The organism is Aquibacillus saliphilus (genome assembly GCF_020404745.1).
GTDB lineage: Bacteria > Bacillota > Bacilli > Bacillales > Amphibacillaceae > Aquibacillus > Aquibacillus saliphilus.
Genome location: NZ_JAIZAP010000015.1, coordinates 73,468 through 94,757, shown reverse-complemented (window position 1 = coordinate 94,757; position 21,290 = coordinate 73,468). Strand labels below are relative to the sequence as shown.

The 21,290-nt window shown below is 37.7% G+C and carries 14 protein-coding genes; 12 read left to right on the top strand and 2 right to left on the bottom strand.

The annotated features are described in order from the left end of the window. The first annotated feature begins 80 nt into the window (after positions 1–80). Together LD272_RS15140 and LD272_RS15135 are read left to right on the top strand one after the other, a co-directional pair. The gene (locus tag LD272_RS15140; RefSeq protein WP_226037463.1) at positions 81–1,643 is read left to right on the top strand and encodes a glycoside hydrolase family 43 protein; all 1,563 of its coding nucleotides are present in this window, start codon (positions 81–83) and stop codon (positions 1,641–1,643) included. Positions 1,644–1,816: 173 nt separating this feature from the next. Beyond that, positions 1,817–1,924: a YjcZ family sporulation protein gene (locus LD272_RS15135; RefSeq protein WP_226037462.1), complete on the top strand. Its 108-nt coding sequence runs from the start codon at positions 1,817–1,819 to the stop codon at positions 1,922–1,924. Between the two features lie 102 nt (positions 1,925–2,026). On the opposite strand, the gene LD272_RS15130 is transcribed toward LD272_RS15135, so the two are convergent. Further along, on the bottom strand, positions 2,027–3,169 hold the full coding sequence (locus LD272_RS15130) for a tetratricopeptide repeat protein (RefSeq protein ID WP_226037461.1): 1,143 nt from the start codon (positions 3,167–3,169) through the stop codon (positions 2,027–2,029). A 735-nt stretch (positions 3,170–3,904) separates the two neighbouring features. On the opposite strand from LD272_RS15130, the gene LD272_RS15125 reads away from it, so the two are divergent. From LD272_RS15125 to rhaS, 8 genes are all read left to right on the top strand, one after another. After that, positions 3,905–8,563 (top strand): family 78 glycoside hydrolase catalytic domain, encoded by a 4,659-nt coding sequence (locus LD272_RS15125; RefSeq protein WP_226037460.1) that lies wholly within the window; start codon positions 3,905–3,907, stop codon positions 8,561–8,563. A 354-nt stretch (positions 8,564–8,917) separates the two neighbouring features. Beyond that, positions 8,918–9,904, top strand: coding sequence for an autoinducer 2 ABC transporter substrate-binding protein (locus tag LD272_RS15120; RefSeq protein ID WP_226037459.1), 987 nt, complete (start codon positions 8,918–8,920; stop codon positions 9,902–9,904). 28 nt (positions 9,905–9,932) lie between these two features. Further along, the gene (locus LD272_RS15115; RefSeq protein WP_226037458.1) at positions 9,933–11,708 is read left to right on the top strand and encodes a cache domain-containing sensor histidine kinase; all 1,776 of its coding nucleotides are present in this window, start codon (positions 9,933–9,935) and stop codon (positions 11,706–11,708) included. Further along, entirely contained in the window at positions 11,701–13,338 is a 1,638-nt protein-coding gene (locus LD272_RS15110; RefSeq protein ID WP_226037457.1) for a response regulator transcription factor, read from the top strand. The genes LD272_RS15115 and LD272_RS15110 overlap by 8 nt, the downstream gene beginning before the upstream one ends. 170 nt (positions 13,339–13,508) lie before the next feature. Continuing rightward, positions 13,509–15,023 (top strand): sugar ABC transporter ATP-binding protein, encoded by a 1,515-nt coding sequence (locus tag LD272_RS15105; RefSeq protein WP_226037456.1) that lies wholly within the window; start codon positions 13,509–13,511, stop codon positions 15,021–15,023. A gap of 17 nt (positions 15,024–15,040) precedes the next feature. Further along, positions 15,041–16,039: an ABC transporter permease gene (locus LD272_RS15100; protein ID WP_226037455.1), complete on the top strand. Its 999-nt coding sequence runs from the start codon at positions 15,041–15,043 to the stop codon at positions 16,037–16,039. 2 nt (positions 16,040–16,041) lie between these two features. Beyond that, positions 16,042–17,058: an ABC transporter permease gene (locus LD272_RS15095; protein WP_226037454.1), complete on the top strand. Its 1,017-nt coding sequence runs from the start codon at positions 16,042–16,044 to the stop codon at positions 17,056–17,058. A 103-nt stretch (positions 17,059–17,161) separates the two neighbouring features. Continuing rightward, complete coding sequence (rhaS, locus tag LD272_RS15090; protein WP_226037453.1) at positions 17,162–18,217, top strand: rhamnose ABC transporter substrate-binding protein; 1,056 nt, start codon at positions 17,162–17,164, stop codon at positions 18,215–18,217. A 313-nt stretch (positions 18,218–18,530) separates the two neighbouring features. On the opposite strand, the gene LD272_RS15085 is transcribed toward rhaS, so the two are convergent. Further along, the gene (locus LD272_RS15085; RefSeq protein ID WP_226037452.1) at positions 18,531–19,940 is read right to left on the bottom strand and encodes a PQQ-dependent sugar dehydrogenase; all 1,410 of its coding nucleotides are present in this window, start codon (positions 19,938–19,940) and stop codon (positions 18,531–18,533) included. A 213-nt stretch (positions 19,941–20,153) separates the two neighbouring features. Here LD272_RS15085 and LD272_RS15080 point away from each other — a divergent pair, with 213 nt between their 5' ends. Together LD272_RS15080 and LD272_RS15075 are read left to right on the top strand one after the other, a co-directional pair. Continuing rightward, positions 20,154–20,447, top strand: coding sequence for a heavy-metal-associated domain-containing protein (locus tag LD272_RS15080; protein ID WP_226037451.1), 294 nt, complete (start codon positions 20,154–20,156; stop codon positions 20,445–20,447). A 194-nt stretch (positions 20,448–20,641) separates the two neighbouring features. Then, entirely contained in the window at positions 20,642–21,226 is a 585-nt protein-coding gene (locus tag LD272_RS15075; protein ID WP_226037450.1) for a hypothetical protein, read from the top strand. Positions 21,227–21,290: the final 64 nt, after the last annotated feature.

The following is a 21,290-nucleotide window of genomic DNA, read 5'->3' as shown; positions in this document are numbered from 1 at the left end:
TTTCAATCACATTTTAACCTGTTTTTTTACATTTTCTCCACGATATCGGAACTAATCTAGATAGAGAGGAATTTTAACTCATGAGTAAAAATTCATTCGTAGATGGAAATAGATGGATGGACAAGCGTGATCAATGTACCTTCGAAAACCCTATCCTTACGGTGGATGTCCCCGATCCTGATGTGATTCGAGTCGGGGAAGTATTCTATATGTCTAGTACCACGATGCATATGAACCCTGGGGTACCAATTATGAAGTCATACGATCTCTTGGATTGGGAAATTGTTAATTATGTTTATGATGTTCTTGCGGATGATAATGAACAAACGCTAAATAATGGAAAAAACGAATATGGAAAAGGTTCTTGGGCAAGTTCTCTTCGTTACCATCAGGGCCTCTTTTACCTGGTGGTAGGGTCGCTTGCAACCGGAAAGACGTATATCTTTCAAACAGATAATATCGAACACGGAAATTGGAAGCGCTTCACTTTAGATGGCTATTATCATGACATGTCTTTACTATTTGACGATGATGGACGTGTATATTTGGTTTATGATGGTGGGGATATTAAAGTTATTGAACTAACTGAAGATGCGACAGCTATAAAAGAGGGTGGACTAAACAAAACTATTATTCCAGATGCTAGTTTAGTTGCGAGTGAAAAAGAGGATGTAGGTCTTCCTGCTGAGGGCGCACACATCCAAAAAATCAATGGCTACTATTATGTGTTCACGATAACGTGGCCAAAAAATAGCCATCGCATGCAGCTCGTACATCGTGCCGAATCGATTGATGGTTATTATCAAGGTAGGATTGCAGTAAGTGACCCGACTGGCACGGCACAGGGAGGAATCGTTGATACGGTTGATGGCAAGTGGTACGGGTTGTTGTTTCGCGATAACGGATCTGTAGGTCGTCTTCCTTGCCTGCTCGAGGTTAGATGGGAAGACGGATGGCCAGTATTTGGTGATAGAGGTCTGATTCCAAACAAGATGCATTGCCCGGTTAGTAACAAGACTTCTAAGCAACACATTGTTCAATCAGATGAATTTAATTATGACACCAATACACTAGGATTAGTATGGCAATGGAACCATAACCCGGACAATGACTATTGGTCTGTAACCGAGCGTCCCGGCTTTTTAAGGTTGAAAAATGGAAAAATTAGCGCAGACCTTGAAGAAGCTAGAAATACTCTTACCCAAAGAACGTTCGGACCAGAATGTTCCGGTCAAATCGCCATGGAGATAGCGAACATGAAGGATGGCGACGTTGCTGGCTTTGCTGCCTTCCAAAAAGATTATGGATATGTCGGTGTCAAAATGAAGGAAAGTACAAAATCGATTGTAATGGTAAATGCAAGTACTGGTTTGGCAGAGGAAATCGAACGTATTCCACTTGAAGCGGACCGGGTATATTTTAGGGTTGATTTTGATTATAAGAATCAGACAGACAAGGCATATTTTTATTATAGTCTTGACGGGGAAAACTGGAAACAGATTGGAAACACTCTTCAAATGTGCTATAAACTAGATCATTTTATGGGGTATCGGTTTGCTTTATTTAACTTTGCGGAAGATACAACTGGTGGATTCGTAGATTTTGATTATTTTAGACTAGAAGACAACATACGTAGAGAATAAAGAAGTGTTAAATCTAAATAATGATCGTGTATTATACTATTCTTGCAATGACCCACTTTCTGATGATCTCAAAATTATTAGGATAAATCAGTGAGACTCAGGACATATGCCCTTCCAGTTCAACGGTTTCTTCATACGCTATGAATGTAACAGTTTGAAAGGGGGCTTTATTGATGAGTGCAGGATACAGTTATGGCGGAGGATTTGCGCTAATTGTTGTATTGTTTATCCTTCTAATTATAGTTGGAACATCTTATTCTGGAGGATATGGCGCATATTAATATAGTCACGTAAAAAGAACAGGGCATTACAGGAGCGAAGACTTCTGTAATGCCCTGTTCTATGATGGTGGTTCTAGTGTATATCCTTTTTAAACCACATTCTTAGTTGGTGCGAGCTAGCTTATTCGTCAGTTCTACAAATTTATTTTCATAGAAATGTTTCTTCTTTTGATTATCGGTACTTTCAAAAAAAGCAATAATAGCTGCAAAGGCATTTTCTAATAACTCCTGATCATTTGTTTTTTCTAGTTGAACAAGTGCCTTTTCATAATTTTTTCCTGCAAGCAACTTATTTGGGTGCTCTTTATGCTCCAAACAATAGGCATATTGCATATATATCATTCCAAGCTCTCTCACAGAATAGTTAGGAAGCTTTAGATGAATGGCGATAGCCTTTTGATAGTAAGGAACTGCTTGATCATGTAGCGATTGATCGAAATAATTATAAGCCATTTCTGTATAAGCCTCAGCATGTGCTAATTTATTGGCAAGAGTTGAGCCCTCCAGCATTGGAATTACCTCATTCAAGTAAGTAATAGCTTTCACGTACTCATTTTTACTTCCATAAATTTTCGCGATACTTACTAGGCTGTTAATTTTTATTTCTATATTACTTTCTTCAGTTGCAAGTTCAATTGTTTTTTGTAAATAATCAATCGCCTCACGGGTGTCATTATTCAAGGAAAGGAGCGCACCAAGTTTAAAATGTAGAAAAAGAATCATTTGTCTGTCTCGTTCTTTTTCTTTTTGGAAATAGATTAATCCTCTTTTATAATATTTGATTGCTCGAACGAAGTTTTCTAGATTTTCTTCCGCTTCCCCGAGTACTAGATAAGCGCGAGCAGCTTTCATCTGGTCAAGCGCGTCCTCGTTTTCTAATTGTTTTACTGCAACTGACATTATTCTTCGAGCAAGCTTATAGTCACACATGAATGCTAAATTGCCATATAAAATTAAGTCATCAACCGATTTTTCATGCGAATCTTGGTACATGTTCATGATAATATCTGCTGCTCGCTTACCTTCACCTATTTGTGAATGACAAGTAGCATCAAGTAGCGATAAAATCCTAAGCAAATTTTTATTCGTTTCATGTTTTGCTCGAAACACCTTTGTTTTTGATAAGACATTTGGAAAGTGACCGCGTTTGAATTCTTCCACGATTACTTCTAAGTCATCTTTGTTACGCTCATTTATAAATTCACTTATATTTTCTTTTGCATTAAAAATATCCATTGTTGACATACGTTTCCCTCCAATTTTGAAAATTCAACTTCTCCTCATAGGAGTTTTATATAAGTAGTCACCATTATCCATTATCACCAAATCATGGTAAAAATATCCTGGTTGAAATTCATTTGCAAATGTGTAGATCATCTTAAACCCAGTTTAGGTTGCTCTTTTTGCTTGAAAATTGGTGGATTCGCCTGAAAAGTGAGAGGATTCACCTCAAGTTTCCAATTATTCGCCCCAACATCACGTTTATTCGCCCTAAACTCGGAAAGATTCACCCCAAACTGGGAAAGATTCGCCTCAACTTAGTTAAGAGGTGATTTCTAATGCGGCGTACAACAAATTGGTAAGAAGAGTCAAAATCTCAGCTATCATAGAAATAGATGCTTTTAAAGAAATTAAGAGAAGAGAGTAGAAGCGTTGATTTTAACCAGACACAAGATCATCTGAAGTAATGGAAAAAGCAGGTAATTTACTATAATTCGGTTTTCAAGGATAAATACCTGAATAATCACCCCCATACCTGAGGGTTCTCTCCTTATTTAGTGAAGACGTTCTCCACTATAATAGATGAAAGCGCTATCTTTTTAGGGTATTTTTAGTAGATGAAATTTAAATTCCCCAAAAAAAGATTAGTAGAATCTCTAGGAGGTGGTTATATCTAGTGATTTTCGATACACCTCAGTGTACAACATAATTGCTATATGTCCCCAAAGCCAAAAGAAAATATAGGAGGAGAAAATTCAGATGAAAAAGAAATTCCGACTTTTTTTAGTTTCGATGCTTATTTTTTCGTTATTACCATTTCCAATGGTTGGATTTGCAAATGAAGACTCCGATTCAGTAAATGTAGTCAACTTAACAACAGAGTATATGGAGGATCCAATCGGACTAGATATTAGTAAGCCACAATTATCCTGGCAGTTAGAGTCTGGTAGCCGTGCGAAAATGCAGACAGCGTATCAAGTTATTGTTGCTTCTTCATTAGAAATGCTAGAAGAAGAGAATGGTGATGTATGGGATAGTGGAAAGATAGAATCAGATCAATCTATAAATATTTCTTATGATGGGAAGGAGCTAGAATCGAAAAAAGCCTATTATTGGAAGGTGCGAATTTGGGATGAAGACGAGGTCGGTTCCAATTGGAGTGCGCCTGCCAAGTGGGAGATGGGACTGTTAAAGTCCTCTGATTGGAAAGGGGATTGGATAGAATATCGTAATGATGAATCTTCAGAACCAATGGATGCATATAATCTGGAACTTGATTTTTCTGTTTTAAACCAGGCAGCTGGTATCATCTTTGGTGCAGAGGATCAGAATAACTATTATATGTGGCAAATCAACACAACAGACGAGAAAACAAAACTCCGGCCCCATAGGTGGTTAAACGGTAATGCGGCTGTTCTGAAGGAAATAGACATTTCCCATGCTATTCCTAGTGATGAAAAGCTAAACACCGAATACAAATTAAAAATTTCTGTTAACAACGGGGAAATTAAAACATATATCAATGAAGAGTTAGTTGACACAACAACTGATAACTCTTTTGGGTTTGGGGATATTGGTTTTAGACAAGACCGTGTAGAAGAAGCACTTTTTGATAATATCAAACTTACCGATCAGGATGGAAACATCCTATTGTCGGAAGAATTCATAGGAGTGGAACAATTCACTTTTAACAGTGGGACAATTAATAATGGAAAACTTCATGTAACGAATCAGTATGCATGGCAAAATAGTGATGATGATGATGCACCACAGCTACGCAAAGAATTTCCAGTAGCGAAATCCGTTGCTAGTGCACGGGTATATTCTACTGCACTAGGACTTTATGAGCTTTATTTAAATGGAGAAAAAGTCGGGAAAGATTATTTTGCTCCAGGATGGACTGATTACAATAAGCGGGTTCAATATCAAACGTATGATGTAACGGATATGCTTCAAGAGGGAGAAAACGTCATTGGATCGATATTAGGACAAGGCTGGTACACAGGAAAAATTGCCTGGTTTGGCGCGGATCATTATGGAGATAATCCAGCATTCTTAGCGCAACTCGTCATTGAATACACAGATGGAACGGTAGAAGTTGTTGAAACAGACGACACATGGAATGCCGCAACAGGACCTATCATTTCTAATGACATTATTGCAGGTGAGACATATGATGCTCGAAAGGAATTAATCGGTTGGAGTGAATCTAATTATGACGATTCCAACTGGATTCCTGCTTCAGTGAAAGAGAATTACGGGGGAGAGCTCGTAGCGCAAGCAGGACCTACTGTTCAAGTAACAGAAGAAATAGAAGCTGTTGAGGTTACGGAACCAACACCTGGTGTTTATGTTTTTGATCTAGGCCAAAATATGGTGGGTTCGGTACGGTTAAAGGTTTCAGGTGATGAAGGGGATGTAATAAAAATCCGACACGCGGAGGTTCTTGATTCTGATGGTTCGGCATACACAGCTAATTTACGAACTGCAGAGGCAACAGATCGTTATATTTTAAAAGGAGAGGGAGAAGAAATCTATGAACCTCGTTTTACCTTCCATGGATTCCGATATGTGGAGGTAACAGGGTATCAAGAAGAGCCATCGCTAGATGCTATCACAGGAAGAGTGATGCATACGGATGCTCCTTTAACAGGGGAATTTGAAACCTCAAGTGAGATGCTTAATCAACTACAAAGTAATATTACTTGGGGGCAGCGTGGCAATTTCTTAAGTGTTCCAACAGATACACCCGCTCGTGATGAACGACTCGGTTGGACGGGTGATATTAATGTTTTTATCGGTGCATCAACGTTTAACATGAATGTAGCAAAATTCCTTGGAACTAAATGGTTAACGGATCTAAGAGATGCACAGTCACCAAATGGCGCTTTCCCAGACGTAGCTCCTGATGCTTGTTGTGGAGAAGGTAGTGCTGGTTGGGGAGATGCGGGAGTGACTGTTCCCTATACAATTTGGCAGCGTTACGGTGATACTCGTGTCATAAAAGAAAATTATGATGCAATGGTGAAATGGATTGACTATTTAAAAAACCATAGCAATGGATACATTAGACCAAATACTGGATATGGAGACTGGCTAAATATCAATGATCATACTCCAAATGATTTAATTGGTACAGCCTACTTTGCATATAGTGCGAATCTCCTCTCTGAAATGGCAATAGAAATTGGTGAAAACGAGGATGCAGCAGAGTTTGGGCAGCTTTTCGAAGACGTAAAGGCTGCATTTAATCAGGCTTATGTAAACGAAAATGGACGGTTAAAGACAGAAAGTCAGACTGGCTATGTTTTAGCGCTTTATATGGATCTCTTACCAGAGGACAAACAACAAGCTGCAGCGGACCGGTTGGTAGAATTAATAGAGGCAAGAGACTGGCATTTATCTACTGGTTTCTTAGGAACAAGAGACCTGCTCCCAGTATTAGCAGACAATGGTTATCTTGATGTAGCTTATCGTTTATTAAACAACGATACATTTCCATCGTGGGGATATCAAATTAAAAATGGTGCTACGACGATGTGGGAGCGTTGGGACTCTATTAAAACAGATGGTAGCTTCCAAGATGTAGGAATGAATTCGTTTAACCACTATGCATATGGAGCTGTTGGAGACTGGATGTATCAAAATATTGCGGGTATTCAACCAGACCCAGCTAATCCTGGATACAAAAGCTTTATTATCAAGCCCAAGCAAGGCGGAAACCTTACGAATGCAAAAGGGGAATATGATTCTGTTTACGGGAAAATTGTTAGTGATTGGAAAATGGATGAAGATATTTTTAATCTTTCTGTTAAAGTACCAGCTAATACAACATCCACCATTTATATCCCTGCTGAAAATAAATGGGCAGTAACAGAGGCAGGAGGCTTCGCCGAATCCTCAGAAGGGATTGAATTTAAAGAAATGCAGGATGGATATGCAGTGTTTATCGTTGGATCAGGCACGTATGATTTCAGCGTTTATCCTATTCTTGGAAAATTAGGTGCAGTTTCACAATGGACAGAAGACTTACAAGAACTTAGCGATAGCATGGCAGAAGCGGGAGATTTGAAGACTGATCAACAGAAGCATTTAACTGAAAAATTTGAAAAGCTTCAAAGTCAAACCAAAAAGGGAATAGAAGCTTTCTTATCTAATGATGAATCCAAATTAATTAAACAAGTTCAGCAAGGTCTTTCTACTACTAATAGCTTGATAAACTGGATTCAAAAAAAAGAAAATGCAGGACAGCTTGGAGAAGCTACAGCAGATGAGATAAATAGCATGCTTGTTAAAGTGAAAAATGAGCTTTCCTCTATCAGTAATGCTGTGCTTGGAGTTGATGCCGAGCTAACTATATTGGAGGAAAAAGTGTTGCCAGGTGATACCTTCCTAGTGAAGGCAGAAATGGAAAATACTCATCATGCAAACATAAACAAAGTTTCCCAATCTTTGAATGTTCCAGAAGACTGGTCCGTATCGGTGGTTAGTACAGATAAAAAAGGTGTACTAAAACCAAATGAGAAATTTGTTACGGAATTTGAAGTGACTGTACCAGCAAATCAAGCACCTACCGAAGAAATCACTATTACGGGGCTTGGAAGCTATAAAAAACAGAGCGGTGTTGCAAGTATAGAGTTTAGCAGTTCCGTTACAGTGGAATCTCCTATCGTTATAACTGATATACAAACTAACAAGGATATGGTTGAACCTAATAGTGAGCTAAATGTCACGGTCAATATTCAGAATGATGGAGCTTCAGAAGCTGAAGGTGATGTCCAGATTAACATGCCAGATGGCTGGACAGTAGACGAAGCATCAAAGGCGTATAAATTAGATTCTGAAGAGAATAAAGCAGTTACATTTACAATAACCTCACCAACTGAAGCATCAGAAACGGATATCGAAGTGCAGCTAGTTGCAACGTATGAAGGTCATATCGGTGACAGTAAATCAGCAGGCATTAAACTGCATATTGTAAATCCTCCGGAGGCATATACAGATCATGTCGATGTTGGAGAAGAGCAGTCAGAAACAGAGCACAATATTAGTTATTCAGAAGGATCTGAGGCATCTGAGGAGGCTGGACTGACACGCCGTTATACAACAAACGGTAAGGCAAATGGATTCTTTGAGTTCGATATGGAAGTAGAACCAGGAAAACCATTTATCATTCGAGCAATTGAAACATACGACCAGGAACAAATAAAGGATTATTACGTTTTCGTGGATGGAGTCAAGGTCCATAGTCGTGAAAATCATTATTCAACAGGAGGTACCGTGACATACCAATTTATTGTTGAGGATCTGTCTTTGACGGAAGAAGGTTTAGTTACCGTTCGTTTCCAAGAGGATGAAGAAGGTAGAAACTACGATCCTTCAATCGCTGATGTATGGACGATACCTATGAATGATTGACTTAACTAGACAAAGCTGTTTCTGTTTAAGTGAATACCGAATATCGAGTAGATAAAACTACTCCTAGAAGTATTAAAATAGCGGCAGTTAAACGGCACGGAGCTGATGTTTCTCAGCTCCATGCCGTATTCTATTTACTTTGATATTTTATCAATTACTTTTAAATTTGGACAAGGGAAATATATAATAGTAAGAAAATTCAATATTTAAAATAATATATATGTTCATTTCAAAAAGTGTGTGATAACCTTAATTACATGAAGCATGTCTGTTTCCAAATGGGAGGTAAAAACGATTCATAAATTCTTTCTAGTTTCTCTTTTTCTGATACCTTTTGTAAGCGGTTGCGATGATATGTCGAATACCAGCGAATATGAAGTAATTTACACGAATAACCCTTCAAATCAACAAGATACAAGACTACAGGATTCAGATTATACGATTGCCATTATACCTAAACTTGTAAATATCCCCTATTTTAACGCAGTTGAGGAAGGGGCAATGGAAGCAGCAAAAGATTTTGGCGTCGAGGTAATCTATACAGGTCCTCCAGTAGCTGACTCAGAGCAACAAATTAAAATTATTAAAGATTTAATGGAAAATAAAGAAGTGGATGTAGATGTTATTGCAGTTTCGGCTAATGACCCAGAATCGCTGATCCCTATTTTAATAGAAGCACAGAGAAAAAATATCCATGTGATTTCGTGGGATGCGGATACACTTCCCGAAGGCAGGGAATTTTTTATTAATATGGTAGAGCCAGAAACGTTAGGTAGGCACTTAATGGATACACTTGCTTGGAATGTAGAAGAACAAGGTGAATATGCCATTATGACGGGAGCAAGTTCTGCTTCTAATTTAAATGAGTGGATAAAGTGGATCAAAATACAACAAGAAGAATATTATCCTAATATGAAATTAGTGAAAATTGCTGCAACAGATGATGACCCCAATAAAGCATATCTGATTGCTAAACAATTAATTAAAGATTATCCAAATTTACAAGGGATTATTGGTAATTCATCGGTTGGCCCACCTGCAGCAGCACAAGCGGTAAAAGAAGCTGGTGAATCTGGTGACATAGCCGTAGTTGGATTATCTCCACCAAATCCAATGAACAACCATCTGAAAAGTGGCGCAGCCCAAGTGATCACATTATGGAGTCCAAAGAAGTTAGGATATTTAACTGTTGCACTTAGTGAAAATATAATAGAAGGTTCATACCCATATGATGGTCAAGATATCCCAGGAGTAGGGAAAATTAGAATGATCGATGACATGGTTATTATGGGGGAACCAATCGATTTCAATAAGGAAAATGTTGATCAATATGATTTTTAGAAAAAGTAAACTGAGAAATTTTCATTTAATGACGAAACTGATGATTACTTATATTATACTGACAGTGATCCCGATATCATTGCTGGGCTACACCTTATATACACAATATACAAAATCAATCGAAGAACAAGTAGGGGAATACATACCGAAATTATTAGAGCAAGCAAATCAAAATATAGATAACCAGCTAAATGAAATTAAACAACTCCCTGACTTTTTATACAATTCATCACAAGTGATTGAAGTACTAAGAAAAGACTCCTACCAAAGTAAATCCAATCTATTAAAAGATAAATTTTCAGTAGATAGTTATTTATCAAGAACCTACATCAACGGTGGATATTCAGAAATTCTAGGTGTGTTTATCCATTCGAAGAATAGGATGTTTAGTAGCACTAAAGTTCCTTATCGTGGACTGGGTTTAGACTCGAATTCGCTACCTTACGGACAAAATCTTGATTTAAAGGGTCAAACAAACATTACCCTTCCTAATCAAACAAGCCTTCAATTTGAAGGAAACCCTCCATTTATTCTATTTGTCAGACAACTTAGAGATTACGAGAACCAAGAAAATTTAGGAGCAATTTTAATTGCTGTAGATATTTCCTTGTTTGACAAGACTTTAAATAGTCTGAAACAAGAAGAGAATTCAAACATATGGATTACCGATGAACAGGGACGCATCATTTTTCATACAGATCCGGAACTAGTTGGCAGTTTTGATGAGAAATTTGACAATTATCCTAAAATAAACGGCAGCTTTAGAACGACTAATTTAAATAACAATCAACTGATTAGTACGGAAACATCACCAAGTACTAAATGGAGAATATTTCATAGCATTGGAATAAGTGACCTGACTAAAGAAACAACAGCGACGCGAAATGGAACCATTATTGTATTCATTATCGTTGTCATACTAAGTGTTATTATTTCGATTATTCTTGCTTGGAATGTATCCAATCCATTGAAAAAACTGACGAAACTGATGAATCAAGTGGAAAAAGGAAATTTTAACGTCGATTTGCCAATTAATTCTAATGATGAAGTTGGAACGTTAGCCAAGAGCTTTAATTCAATGATTCAAGAGATAGATCAACTCATAAAGAAAAATTATCGAATTGAATTGCGCCAAAAGGATGCTGAGTTATATGCACTGCAATCTCAAATTAACCCGCATTTTATGTACAACACCCTTGAAACAATTGGATATGCGGTGGAAGATGAGGAGAAAGACACAGTTGTAAAAATGGTAACTATATTAGGTAGAATGCTAAGGTATTCACTGAATAATAAAGATAAGTTAGTTCCTATTTCTAAAGAACTGAAACATATAAAAGATTATTTAACCGTACAAAAGTTCAGGTTTGAAGGTCGAATAGATTTTGACATACAAGAAGAGATGGATAGTAATAACTATTATTCTCCTAAATTTATCCTACAACCAATTGTTGAAAATTCGATTAAGTATGGGATGGAACAACTTCACACATGTAAAATAGAGATTTCTATCTATAAAGAAACAGAAAACAAGCTTTGTATTCGGATAAAGGATAATGGCCCTGGAATCGAAAAAGATACTTTAGCAGCATTAAAAGAGTCTTTAACTAAAGATGCAATGGTTGGCAGAGACTCGAGCTTTGGATTAATCAATGTTCATGCAAGGATTGCAATGACTTTTGGAGAATCTTTCGGCTTAGACATTTCGAGTGAGGAAATTAAGGGGACGGAAGTAATCGTAAAATTACCAGTAATAAAAGGGCATGAAATTACGAATATATCCGGGGGTGAGGAGAGTGCGTAGAAAAATAAAGACTATTGTTGTGGATGATGAACCGAGACTTAGACGTGGGGTTGAAAAATTAGTACGTTCTATTGGTGAAGAATGGGAAATCGTTGGGGGATTTAATAGTGCGATAGAATGTTTAGAGACGTGTCAAACTCAAGAACTTTCGTTTGATTTATTGATAACTGATGTAAAGATGCCTGGAATGGACGGTCTAACGTTAATAAATAAATTAAAAGAAGTAACAAACTTTCATTCGGTTGTAATAAGTGGTTATGATGACTTTACCTTTTTACAAACAGCTATACGTGAGGGTGCAAGTGATTATCTAATCAAACCAATTGATCGCGAAGAATTTAAGAACCAACTGATGGAAATAAAAAAGAAAATCGTGTCTCAGTGGCAGGACCTCAAACTTATTAAGGACATGGAAGTAAAAGCTTCTCAGTTAAGCTATGTGAAGCAGTTACAAAAGTTGAGCGAACTAACCTGGCAACAAGAGATAGATCTTTCTCTCTTGGAGTGGACAAAGGATTTTCCAAGTGGACAGTATCGATTACTCTACTTTAGCATGGACAATCTATCGAATAAGTTGAAGACTTACCAAAAAGAAGATTGGGGGATATGGAATTTTGCAATAGATAATATTTGTGATGAGATGGAAAATGATCTAACGCTGCAATCTTGGAGGTGGCCTGGAGAAGATTTATCTTTTTGGGTGCTATTCCATACTGACGAAGAAATGGATAGGGAGATATTTGTCGATCATTGCTTTCAATTCGCAGATCAACTAAAAAAGAACATGAGACAGTTTACTCCATTTACTTGTTCCGTAGCCATTAGTCGAAAAATTAAAGATCTCGCTTTGTTAACTAGCATCAAAGAGGAACTACTAACTTATATCCAGTTCCGTTTAGTTTATGGAGGAAATCAAGTTTTTTCTGACGAATCCGTTAAAAAGTGGAATGAGGATAAAAGTGGCACAGTAAATAAAAAAATCGGAAATCAAATAGAAAGAGTGGTTTTCTCTTTAGATAATAAGAGAAAGAAACAAACAAAACACGAAATTGCAGGCTTATTGACTATGATTGAATCTTTGGAATCACCTAAGGAAATCGAACAGAGTATCCACATGTTTGGTATTAAGGTGATTAACTTTATGATTAATCGTAGCCAAGCAATCGACGGAATGTCTCTTATGAATGAGGTGTCAGGATTAACAACGAGAACCGCTAACCTTTTTGAACTTAGAAACAAAGTTTACGAATGGATGAAGAAAGTTCTTAATATCCTTGAACTTAACAATAAAGAAATGACGGATAACCCGATTGATATTGCTAAACAATGGATAGTAAATCATCTTGACAAAAATATAACGATACAAAAGATTGCTGATAACGTATATATGAACCCGACCTACTTTTGTGAATATTTTAAAAATCAAACAGGGGAAACTGTTCTCGATTTTGTAACAAGAGTTCGACTAGAAAAGGCTAGGGATCTTTTAACAAGCAAAGATTTAAAAATTTATGATGTTTCAGAAATGGTTGGATATACCAATGCCAAGTACTTCAGTAAGTTGTTTAAAAAGTACTATGGGGAAACACCTTCACAATATAAAGATAAATTAATAATGGAACAAAGCTGACTCCTTTTTTAAGGAGTTTTTTTGTTTCATTAAATATATCAGAAAATTATCACCCTAAACTGAGTATTGTCTCCTATACGAAAATTTTAAAAACGATTATCATTTTATGTAAGCGTAATCAAGGTTGCGTTTGGTTATCGTATATGTACGCGTCAGAAGGGGTGAATAGCATGTCTGAATATGTTCTTAAGCTAGAAGGAATTACAAAAGAGTTTCCTGGTGTAAAAGCACTAGATAACGTTCATTTTGATTTAAAAGCAGGAGAAATCCATGCCTTAATGGGTGAAAATGGCGCAGGAAAGTCGACGTTTATTAAGGTAATCACGGGAGTGCATTCTCCAACTAGTGGTGAAATATATTTGAATGGCGAGCAAGTGGAATTTGATAACCCAAAAGAAGCTCAGTATATGGGAATCGCAGCAATTTATCAACACGTGACGAACTATCCTGATTTAAGTGTTACGGAAAATATTTTTATGGGACATGAAAAAATAGGTAAATGGACAAGGAGAATTAACTGGAAGCAGATGCATGCGGATGCAAAGTCCTTGTTAGAAAGTCTTGGTTCAGATTTGGATCCAAAAACAGAAATGGGCTCTTTAAGTGTAGCTCAACAACAAATTGTTGAAATAGCCAAAGCATTATCTTCTAATGCAAAGATTATAATTATGGATGAACCAACGGCTGCACTAACTCATAGGGAAAGTGAAGAGTTATATAAAATTACAGAGCAGTTACGAGATGATGGTGTTGCGATTATTTTTATTTCGCATCGATTCGAAGATATGTATCGCCTAGCGGACAGGGTGACTGTTTTGCGGGACTCTCAGTATATTGGCTGTTGGGATGTCGATAAGATTACCCATGATCAATTAATCGTTGCCATGGTAGGAAGAGAAATTAAACAGCTCTTTCCAGAAAAACAGAATCAGTTAGGTGAAGAAGTACTTCGTGTAGAGAGTTTGGGGCAAATTGGAAGATTTAAAGATATATCATTTTCCCTAAAAAGGGGCGAAATCTTAGGGATTACAGGCCTAGTTGGTGCTGGAAGAAGTGAATTATGTCAAGCATTGTTTGGTATCGAACCGTATGACGAAGGAACTGTTTATTTTGAAGGAAAGAAGCAAGTAATCAAAACACCTGAAGATGCCATTCAGTTAGGAATTGGATATTTACCAGAGGATCGGCAAGCACAAAGCTTAATTTTACAGTGGGAAATATCACATAATATTTCGTTATCAGCATTAACTAGTATTTCTAAAAAAGGCTGGCTAGCTGAAAAAAAGGAAAGAGAAATAGCGAAGGAATTAGCTGAGAAGGTTGATGTGAAAACAAAAAGTATATTTGATCCGGCTAGCTCTTTATCAGGTGGAAATCAACAGAAAGTTGCTGTTGCAAAGCTACTAACTACTAATGTGAAGGTATTGATCTTTGATGAACCTACCAAGGGTGTAGATATTGGTGCAAAGTCAGCAATCTACCAAATTATCGTTGATCTCGCAGCGGCAGGATATGGCATCATTATGATTTCGTCAGAGATGCCAGAGGTAATTGGTTTGAGTGACCGAATTGCCGTTATGTGTGAAGGCAGAGTTACTAGAGTTCTAGATAAATCAAATGCAACCCAAGAGGCAATTCTTGAAGCTTCGATGTCAAAGAAAGTAAATAATTCTAAAGTAGGTTAAAGAGAAGAGGTGTGATGATGACAGAAAAGAATCGAATGAATTTAGCAACCATTTCTAAGTTTAGGGAATTCGGATTGCTCGGATTTATCGTGTTATTAACGATTGTGATCCAGTTCCTAAATCCAGCCTTCTTAACGCTTGGAAATCTGACAGACTTAATTAAAAATACAGCAATTTTAAGTATCCTAGCGCTTGGAATGATGCTCGTGCTGATTACTAGAGGAATTGATTTATCCATTGGAGCAACACTGGCACTCTCGGGAATGATCGCAGCATTAACAGTCAGTGCTTATCCGGATCTGCACCCACTTCTAGCTATTTTAATAGGAATCCTGGTTGGTGTTGTTTGTGGGGTGGTTTTAGGTTTTTTAGTTTCAAAGGTAGGCATCCTTCCAATTATCGCATCGCTAGGTTTAATGAATGCCTTTAGAGGATTGACTTTTTGGGTAGGTGGAGGGGAATGGATAAGTGCGTACCAAATGCCGTCCTCTTTTAAAAATATCGCAACTAGCTCCTTTCTTGGAATAAATACACTCGTGATTATTGCGATTATCATCTTTCTATATTTCTATTACTTTGTTAACAACACGATTACCGGCAGACAGATTTATGCATTAGGTAGTAACCCCGATTCAGCTAAGATTAGTGGGATAAACAGCCATAAAATCTACATGATCGTCTACACGATGATGGGTGGATTATCGGGCTTAGCGGGTGTTTTGTGGGTGTCCAAATTTGCATCAGCCCAAGGAAATACCGCTAGCGGATACGAACTTACTGTTATTGCAGCATGTATCCTTGGAGGCGTTAGTATTAATGGTGGAGTTGGAAAAGTAACTGGGGTATTACTAGGTGCCGTTTTGTTAGGGGTACTAGACAATGGATTACCATTAATTGATGTATCTCCCTTTTGGCAAATGGGAATTGAAGGTGCCATTATCCTTGTAGCTGTGCTATTTAATACGATTGTGAAAAAGACGGTTGAGAAGAACAACCGATTAAGGAGGGTGATCTAACAATGAGTACTAGAACCATTAACAATACACAGGAATTTAGTTGGAAACGATTTTTCCTACAATGGGAATGGATGCTCGTTGCATTGATTATCATCATATTTTTAATCAATAGTTCTATTTCTCCGTATTTTCTAAACTATCTAAGTATTTCAGATGCAACGATGACGTTTTTGGATAAAGCATTTATTGTCTTTCCTATGGTGATGATTATGATCATGCGAGAAATTGATATTTCCGTTGGATCAACCGTTGCCCTGTCATCGGTTGTGATGGCAAGTCTATATAATGCAGGATTACCAATGGTGTTAGCAATTGGAGCCTGTTTGTTGGTTGGTGCACTATGTGGTTTTTTTAACGGATTTTTACTGGTAAAGTACCGCCAACTATCAGCAGTTATTGTCACACTTTCTACGATGATACTCTATCGAGGCATTGCTTATATGATACTTGAAGATCAATCAGCTGGTGAATTTCCAACTTGGTTTTCTTTCTTTGGATGGGGATATATTGGTTCCGTACCCTTTATCCTAGTGTTGTTCGTTGTGATGGCGATTGGAGCTGTTTTATTGTTACAAAAAACAGTCTTTGGCAGAAGGGTCTATGCCATCGGTAGTAATCCTACTGCTAGCAGATTTTCCGGCGTTAAAGTCGATAAAATTAAGTTAATTGTATTTACATTAGCGGGTTTAATGGCAGCGATTACCGCAATATTTTTGACTTCTAGGATGGGGAGTACCAGGCCGAATGTTGCTAATATGTATGAGTTAGATGTTATTGCAATGGTTGCCTTAGGTGGGATTAGTACTGCTGGAGGAAAAGGAAAGATGCTTGGTGCAATCCTGGCCGTTTTTGTCATCGGCTACCTACAATACGGGTTAGGATTAATTAATATTCCAGCGCAAATGTTGTTAATTATCATCGGGGTGTTATTAATTGCATCCGTTACTGTGACAAACCTAAGAGTAAAAGGTAAATTACAGAAGAAAAAATCGAAGAAAAAGGTAAAAAAAGCGTCATAATTATTTCTGTAATAACAGCTGCTTATAGGGAGTCAGACGAATTTAATTGTTTGTAAGGGCTTTCTGTGCTGTTGATTATATATAACAAAGGGGAGGATTCAGAATGAAAAAATTTAGTTTATTAAGCTTTCTTATGCTCGTACTTCTTACACTTCTAGTAGCGTGTGGTGGGGAAGAAACAGGATCGGACGAAGGGAACGGTGATTCAGACGGTGGTGGAGATGATGCAGGTGAAAGACATGCAATCATTTTCAAAAGTACAGGGAATCCATTCGGTGAAAAATTAATGGAAGGATTTGAGGATGCGATAACTGAAGCAGGTGATGAAGCTATCCTCAGAGCGCCAGAACAACCAACAGTTGAGGGGCAAATTCAAATCATCGAAGAACTAATTTCACAACAAGTAGATAGTATTACGGTTGTTGGTAATGATTATGATGGTCTTGAGCCTGTTTTAACAAAAGCAAAAGACAGGGGAATTAAAGTTCTTTCCACAGATTCAGCAGTAAATGGCAATAGCAGAATGGTTCACGTAAACCAAGCAGACCCAGAAGCAATTGGTAGAATTCAAATTGAAGCAGTTGCAGAAATGATTGATAATGAGGGTCAAATTGCAGTTTTAAGTGCAACATCACAAGCATCAAACCAAAATCTATGGATTGAATGGATGCAGAAGGAATTAGAAAAATCGGATTACGACAATATAGAGTTAGTTGAGGTTGCCTATGGTGACGACCTAAGAGATAAAAGTGTATCAGAAACGGAAGCATTATTACAATCTTACCCTGATTTAAAAGGAATTATTGCACCTACAACGGTTGGGATTGCTGCTGCATCAAAGGTAATTACAGATAAAGGTTTACAAGGAGAAGTAGTAGTCACGGGGCTTGGGTTACCAAGTGAAATGGCAGAGTATATTGAGAACGGAGTAAGTCCTTGGATGTACCTTTGGAATCCAATTGAATTAGGTTATCTAGCAGGATACACTGCGAATATGCTAGTTGCGGAAGAAATTACTGGCGAAGTAGGAGATACATTCGAAGCGGGAGATCTTGGATCTTATGAAGTGACGGAAACAGAAGACGGAACAGAAGTATTGCTAGGCGACCCATTCCGTTTTGACGCAGACAATATCGATGAGTGGAAAGACGTTTATTAAAATGGGACAGAGGGGCAGGTTCCTTGTCCCGGTAATGTTAAGAGGACAGATTTCTATTAGTGCCTACTTTCTGTGTGTGATTTGATAAGAAAAAGGTGCCTAGTAGTGAAGACTACATGGTACCTACAGCTTCAAATCGTATAAAGAACGGTAGACCATTTGATGTTTACATTCTAAAAAGAAGTAACCACTACCATGATCTGTAAAATGTACCCTATAGAATGGACACTTAAAAAAGTGGCCCTTTTATAGGGTTCTTTTATGTATAATGGAAAAAACAGGCATGGGACAACCGACCTGTTTCCATATCCCGTTAAACAATCTCAAAGACAGTTCCTAGGTTATAATCCGTAACTTTCATAGACCGATAAACTCCTAAATAGTGTCTAGTTTGATCAATAGTTGTTCCTAGACTAACATAATAAGCTGATTGAGACCCAAAAGGATAATCAGTGTGAATCTCACTAAAATCATTTAGTTTACCATCTAGTCTTGCCCTAGTATAAGCTAAAACTCCTCTAGCCGGCGATTCAGAATCGCCCTTCCGAGCAAGATCGGTAAACACAACGCTTCCAGTTAAATCCGGGATTTTATTCCCCATATAAGGTTGGACTCCTGTAAGTGCCGTACCGCCAAACTTATCGGGGCGGGGCTCTTGATGAAAATAACTAATTAAAGGTTGAATTCGCTTTACTGAAGTTTTTACTGCTTCTTTATAATAAGCAATTGTTTTCTCGTCCAATGACTGATTGTCAGAGCAGTCACTTATAAACGAAGTTAGAAAGGCACCTTCCCACGCCCGCCAGCCAAAGTTAACCAATCCTTCTTGGTCAAGTTCGGATCCCATTAAAGAGGCTTGAATAAGCTGAGTGACTGGTATCGATGTATAATCAACGAATGAAAAAATAGACTCTACTAAATCCTGTCCGACATTTCCAGCATATTTTATATATTGATTATAAAATCGTTGATAGGAAATGCCAGATATATTCCGAACCCCTTTAGCCATTACCGTAAGAGTTTCTTGGATAGGTGTGGGAAGTTCATCAAAACGTGAGACTATCGGTGGATTATCGATAGATGTTTGCATCACTACGTCAATTTCAATTATTTTTCCAGCAATCTCCATATCATCCTGACTTAAATTAAACGGATCATAGCCTGATCCACCATCTCCGGTTGTTAAAACGAGTTTTCCTGTTTCAGGTGAGAAGTTCAAGCTATTCACCCCATTATGATTCGAAAATGGCCTCCTTACGTTTAGTAATGTCCGTCGCTTTCTAGGTTGACCATTTGATTGCAACATCCATTCTTCTACTGTATTGACATGATCATATTGAGTTTCTCTATTTTTCCAGCTTAGGTTTAAAGTACCTGGATCACATGGGTTAGGCTCGAAAGAATTAGAAAGAGCACCTGGACCTTGTGTGTCAGCTGCTGAATAATGAAGATAAAACAACCCGTTATAATAAAAATCCGGATGAAATGCTAGCCCTAACAAACCCCGCTCATCATACCCACCATTAGACCCTAGTTCTATGATTTGTGAGCGAATATCTAAAAAAGTCCTTATTTCTTCGTTTCTTATGTAATAAATCTCTCCAACCTGGGTTGCAATGACTAAGCTTTCCGTATAGTCACCTGGAAGTATAGTTGATTTCAAAACAGTGGGCAAATTTATTTTGCTTACAATGGGCTGTAAACCCACCTTAACTTTTTTCAAATCACAAACACTCCTTTTTATGGTCATCTTTTAAAAGGATATGATTAGAACTGTATGATTAGTACCAACTAGGGAAAGGGGAAACTGGCAAGGAATTTCAGCATTTTCCCGTGTAGTTTTTTAAAAACCATATCGGTCTGAACAGCATATCTCATGTATGGTTTTTTTGAAAATGAAAATAATAACCATACTATTGATGGAGGTGCACAAAAAATGAGAGGACTAATTGTATTAACCATTTTAATTGTGACGGGTTTTGCTTTTGGTGATAAAGAACCAGAAGTTGCTGCTGACGCGGAAGTTGTAAAACTCCACATAACCAATGCTGATTGCGATACATGTGTGCGAAGTCTAAATGATGCGCTTCGGACCATTGTTGGAATCGAGGAACATGATTTTGACCAAGAAGACCATATTCTTTCTATTGAGTTCGATCCAGTTGCGATGGAAAGAGAATGGATTAAAAAAGCTTTACAAGCAAACGGATATCAGGTTAAAGAAGTATAGATTTTCCAGAGAGTGGTGCATGAGATGGAGCAGGAAGCCACACCATCCAATCACCAACTCTTAAGTCTGCTGAAGAAATCGTTGTTTGTAGCAGCTCTGATCTTGTGTCTATAACCTCGAATGAAGCGAGAAAAGCACCTTTTGGGCATAATTTTGTTCGATCGGTGTTAAATATAGACATAGGGGGGATTGGAATGTTGGGGAGAATGGTTGGTTTACTTTATCACACGGAGCATGGGGTGACAACCGATCACTATACAAACACGATTAAGCTTGTTCTTGGTAGTGTTTTAGGTGCGATAGCAGCTCTCTTTCAAGCAGCTGGTTTGTTTACGGGAATAGGGTATTTATTTAGTATGCTAGCTACTGGTCCTATCGTTCTAGCAACGATATTATCAATTAGGATTGGGTTTATTACCTATCTATTAACTACTCTGTTGTTGGTCATTATCCAGCCTACGGAGGTAGTTGTCTTTTTATTTACTACTGGACTTTTAGGTGTGGGGCTGGGTGTTGGTTTTAAGTTATTAAAAAGAAGATTACTCGTTGCCATTACAGGAGCAGTTAGTCTGGCGCTTGGAATGATGATCCTACTCTATTTATTAGATTTTCCAGTCTTAGGCCCATCGGTTACGGGTGAACCAAGTATCTCTATCATGCTAGGAATTTTCTCGTTCTGCCTTATCTACAGTTGGATTTGGATGCATGTTACCCTTTTTTTTATTGGTAAAATAGACAGGAATTATAGGATCAGACGGTGCGGTGCTTGGCGGTTGTAATCGTTATGGATACTGTTTTGTACTAAAAATGAATCCAAAGAGGTTTGAGCAAAAATGAAATAAT

Coding starts and splice junctions, on each gene's coding strand:
- LD272_RS15140 (WP_226037463.1), top strand. CDS start 81: ATGAGTAAAAATTCATTCGTAGATGGAAATAGATGGATGGACAAGCGT.
- LD272_RS15135 (WP_226037462.1), top strand. CDS start 1,817: ATGAGTGCAGGATACAGTTATGGCGGAGGATTTGCGCTAATTGTTGTA.
- LD272_RS15130 (WP_226037461.1), bottom strand. CDS start 3,169: ATGTCAACAATGGATATTTTTAATGCAAAAGAAAATATAAGTGAATTT.
- LD272_RS15125 (WP_226037460.1), top strand. CDS start 3,905: ATGAAAAAGAAATTCCGACTTTTTTTAGTTTCGATGCTTATTTTTTCG.
- LD272_RS15120 (WP_226037459.1), top strand. CDS start 8,918: ATGTCGAATACCAGCGAATATGAAGTAATTTACACGAATAACCCTTCA.
- LD272_RS15115 (WP_226037458.1), top strand. CDS start 9,933: ATGACGAAACTGATGATTACTTATATTATACTGACAGTGATCCCGATA.
- LD272_RS15105 (WP_226037456.1), top strand. CDS start 13,509: ATGTCTGAATATGTTCTTAAGCTAGAAGGAATTACAAAAGAGTTTCCT.
- LD272_RS15100 (WP_226037455.1), top strand. CDS start 15,041: ATGACAGAAAAGAATCGAATGAATTTAGCAACCATTTCTAAGTTTAGG.
- LD272_RS15095 (WP_226037454.1), top strand. CDS start 16,042: ATGAGTACTAGAACCATTAACAATACACAGGAATTTAGTTGGAAACGA.
- rhaS (WP_226037453.1), top strand. CDS start 17,162: ATGAAAAAATTTAGTTTATTAAGCTTTCTTATGCTCGTACTTCTTACA.
- LD272_RS15080 (WP_226037451.1), top strand. CDS start 20,154: ATGAGAGGACTAATTGTATTAACCATTTTAATTGTGACGGGTTTTGCT.
- LD272_RS15075 (WP_226037450.1), top strand. CDS start 20,642: ATGTTGGGGAGAATGGTTGGTTTACTTTATCACACGGAGCATGGGGTG.